Origin of the sequence: Actinospica durhamensis (genome assembly GCF_018139695.1) — a bacterium.
Classification (GTDB): domain Bacteria; phylum Actinomycetota; class Actinomycetes; order Streptomycetales; family Catenulisporaceae; genus Actinospica; species Actinospica durhamensis.
This window is the reverse complement of sequence record NZ_JAGSOG010000455.1, coordinates 1-3,721: the sequence shown is the minus strand read 5'-3', so window position 1 is coordinate 3,721 and position 3,721 is coordinate 1. Positions and strand designations below refer to the sequence as shown.

Annotated in this window: 2 protein-coding genes and 4 tRNA genes; 2 read left to right on the top strand and 4 right to left on the bottom strand. The window is 66.2% G+C overall.

The genetic code is table 11. From position 1 onward, the window contains the following. Positions 1 to 105: 105 nt before the first annotated feature. From KDL01_RS39760 to KDL01_RS39745, 4 genes are all read right to left on the bottom strand, one after another. Positions 106 to 2,022 carry a right-handed parallel beta-helix repeat-containing protein gene (locus KDL01_RS39760; RefSeq protein ID WP_212533896.1) on the bottom strand — a complete coding sequence of 639 codons (1,917 nt, stop codon included), beginning with the start codon at positions 2,020 to 2,022 and terminating at the stop codon, positions 106 to 108. A 232-nt stretch (positions 2,023 to 2,254) separates the two neighbouring features. Further along, positions 2,255 to 2,328, bottom strand: a tRNA-Phe gene (locus tag KDL01_RS39755). Between the two features lie 57 nt (positions 2,329 to 2,385). After that, a tRNA-Asp gene (locus KDL01_RS39750) sits at positions 2,386 to 2,459 on the bottom strand. Between the two features lie 101 nt (positions 2,460 to 2,560). Continuing rightward, positions 2,561 to 2,633 (bottom strand) — tRNA-Glu (locus tag KDL01_RS39745). A gap of 220 nt (positions 2,634 to 2,853) precedes the next feature. On the opposite strand from KDL01_RS39745, the gene KDL01_RS39740 reads away from it, so the two are divergent. Both KDL01_RS39740 and KDL01_RS39735 read left to right on the top strand, forming a co-directional pair. Beyond that, positions 2,854 to 2,926 (top strand) — tRNA-Lys (locus KDL01_RS39740). 349 nt (positions 2,927 to 3,275) lie between these two features. Beyond that, a complete protein-coding gene (locus tag KDL01_RS39735) occupies positions 3,276 to 3,596 on the top strand; it encodes an NAD(P)/FAD-dependent oxidoreductase (protein WP_212533895.1) in 321 nt (106 codons plus the stop codon). Positions 3,597 to 3,721 lie beyond the last annotated feature (125 nt).

The following is a 3,721-nucleotide window of genomic DNA, read 5'->3' as shown; positions in this document are numbered from 1 at the left end:
ACGTTCTTCTTCACGGTGGTCCCTCATCTCGGATGATTCTTGGCAGATTCACCCGATACCTACCAACTGGCAGGCTTCAGGTGGGGGACCGCCACCTGCGAAGTTCTACGAGAGTCGGGACATCCTCGACCGGATCACGGCCATGTTGGCCACGTTCTTGCCCTGCGTGAAGTCCAGGTTCGACGAGGCGGGCACGGCCGCGCCGGCCGGATAGGCGTTGATGTGGCCGCCGGCGGTGGCATCGGTGGCGGTGATGTTCACCGCGACCGCCGTCACCCCCGCCGGGACCGAACCCACGCCACCGACCGTCAGCGCGAGCGTCTTGCCCGCACCGATCGCCGCGACCTTGCCACCGGTCCCGAGGCCCTTGCGGGTGTCGAGGATACGGGTCGGGGTCACCGGCACGTAGTCACTGCCGCTGGTCGGGGTCGAGACCGTCGCCGTGGAGGTGTCACCGAACACGTCCGTCACCGTGACGGACACGCTGTAGGTGCCCGGGTGCGCGTAGACGTGCGTGACGATGGCATCCGTGGTCGACGCCGTCGTCGTGCCGTCACCCCAGCTGTACGTGTAGGTCGCATAGGTGTTGCGAGCCACGGAGCCTTCGGCATTGGCCTCCACCGTGCGCGCGCCGGTCTGGTCCACCGTCAGATCGGCGTCCAGCGCCGGAGCCTCATACTCGATCGCGCCGCGGTCGGTGTACGAACCCTGGCCGAAGTAGTCGGTGCTCAGGGCGCCCGGCGCGGCGGTGTTCGCGGTCCCGATGGACAGCGAGGTGCTGACCGGCTGCGCGTCCATCGTCATCGACACGCCGCCGCCGTTCACACCCGCCGGGGTCACGAACATCTTCGCCTCGACGGTCGGGTCGACCGCGTCATGCGCACCCTGCGGCACAGCGGCCTGGAACGCGGCCAGCGTCGCGTAGGTGGTACCGCCCCAGTTGTAGGCGGCCGTGCCCTGGTCGCCGAAGATGAAGTCGTTGTAGTCCGTCGTGAGCGTGCTGCCCGAAGCAGGGTCGAGGAGCACGTCCCCCACGTTCTCGGCTTCGTCGGCGGTGCAGGTGGCGGCCGAAGCCGTGGGCGGCTCGAACACGTTGTTCTCGACCGAGACGTCGGACGAGGTCCCCGAGACGACTACCTCGCCGGCGCACTCGTCCTGAATGGTGTTGCCGACGACGTCCAGGCCGGCGCTGCCCGGCGCATACACGCCGAACTCGCCGCCAGAGACGATGTCCGACGCCAACACGACGTTCGAGGAGCTGTCGTCCACCTCCACGCCGATGCCGCCGCCGTTATTCGCGATGGACGAGCGGCTCACCGTGACATCGGCGCTATCGCCCACATCGAGGGTGGTATTCGTCGAAGCTCCGCTGTTAACGAAGTAGTCGCCATCGAGCGTGACGTTCTGGCTCTCGACGACCTCGGCCGCGAGCCCGATGCCGCCGTCGAAGACCATGTTGCGCACGGTGATGTTCGAGGAGTTCTCAACGTAGAGCGCCCAAGTGGCGGGCGGCGCGTCGCCGATGCCGACACCCACGCCGTCACCCACACCCACGATGGTGAGGTTCGTCCTGTTCTGGACATCGACCGTCTGGTCATAGGCGAGCTGCTCGTCCTGGACCTGCTCGACGTCGACGGTGTCACCGGAGACCGCGGCGTTCACGCCGTCCTGCAGTGAACAGTACGGATTGTCCTGCGTACCGTCGCCGTCATCGTGAGAACAGTCGCCGGTCTTGACGTAGACGACCGGCGAAGATGAGGAGACGGCAGCAGCCTTGGCCTGCCCGCTCAGCGACCGCGCACTGGACACGGTGGTCCGCCCGGGCGTCTTCGCAGTGGAACTGAAGGACTTGTACCCCGACTGCACCGAATCGTCGGCGCTCGAGGTGCTTGCACTGGTCGCAGCCTTGGCCACGACGCGGGCGGAAGAGGTGGCGGCATCGGCCTGCGCCGGCACCGCGATGAAGGTTCCTGTGATGGCCAGCGCGAAGCCGGCCGCCGCTATGCGGCGAGTGCTTGACACTCGTTCCCCAACCCTAATGTCGGTGCACTCAATGGGCTACCAAAGAGTACGCGCACACCCTAGCGCATACGCCTGCTGCCAACCCCGGGCCATCAGGGCTGCCCAGGCCGGAGAGCCAGAACACGCCGACACCGCATGGAGGATCGGCAACTGAGACCGGGACCGAGACCCCAGCAAACAGAGAAGCCCGAGCGGTCTCCGCTCGGGCTCTTTTCTTGCTGGTCAACCTAGGTGGCCAGGGGCGGGGTCGAACCGCCGACCTTCCGCTTTTCAGGCGGACGCTCGTACCAACTGAGCTACCTGGCCCCGGAACGAGAACGGGCGCTACGTTGACGTCCAACGCAACGCCCGGTTCGAGCCGAGCGGTCCTGACGGGACTTGAACCCGCGACCTCCACCTTGACAGGGTGGCGAGCACTCCAACTGCTCTACAGGACCTTGAGGTACTGCCTTTACTGCTTTGCCTTGCTCCGGCGTTTCCGCCGCTTTCCGACTCGGAGATCCTAGCACGTCGCCGCGCCGGGTGAATCTCCCTGCCGTAGCCCCTACGGGATTCGAACCCGCGCCGCCGCCTTGAAAGGGCGGTGTCCTAGGCCGCTAGACGAAGGGGCCGAATCCTCGGGTTACGAGGGCCGGTCTCCTCTGGACGTCTGTCCGTCGGGGACGCATGAAGCATACGGGACCGGGCGCCGTGGCGCCAAAACGATTTCATCGCCGCAGCTCAGAGCGGGATTGCCGACCCGCGCCGAGGCCGCCGAAAAGCCTCGTTGAGTCGTGGGGCCGAAGTTGGCTACCCTTGGGCCGGAACAATCGCCACATGCGGGGTTGTGCCGGGCCGCTAGCTCAATTGGCAGAGTAGAGGACTTTTAATCCTTGGGTTGTGGGTTCGAGTCCCACGCGGCCCACCCGACGCACCACCGCTGACCTGCGGAAAAGACGCCACCGGATGTAAGAGCCATATGGATACGGTGGCGTAGGCGCGAGGGAAGTGGGAGGGAAGCGCACGGGGGGTTGTGCCCTCGGGTTGATTTGGCGCAAGAGTTGACCTGCACGGATGTAGGTCCGCGTGAAGATCGACCATCGGACTCCCGTTAGGCCGAAGTTTGCTCTTGAAGACAGCCGCCGCCCCCGCACGGCCGTGAGGCCAGCGACGAGCCTCGCCGAGGCCAATGGCCACCCACCACGCACCAGCGTGTGCCTAGAGCTTCGGCGCCAGACGCCGCCGGCAGCCGACCGTGTGCCAGACTCGTTGCCGTGTCCCGCGTAGCGTTCGACGTCGCCGTGGTCGGGGCCGGACCGGCTGGCTCGGTCGCGGCTTACGCGGCCGCACGTCAGGGTCTGACCGTCGCCCTGATCGACCGGAGCACGTTCCCGCGAGACAAAGTCTGCGGCGACGGGATTGGTCCCGCAGCGGTCCGAGCGCTGCAACGATTGGGGCTCAGCGAGGTCTTCGACGGCTACCAGCCCGTCTCGATGGTCACCGTATTCGGACCGAACGGAACCCGGTCCGATAGCGCGATTCCTGACATCGACGGCGAATCGGCTACCGGGTACGTCATTCCGCGGCTTGAATGAGGTTGTCCCGAGTCTCGTGGATCTTCGGTGACGGTCTGGGTTGATTCTATGCGGCGCGCAGTTGCTTGACGGGCTTGTCGGCGTGCTCCGTCCGGGTGGTTTCTTCGAGTGCTGTGATCAGGGCG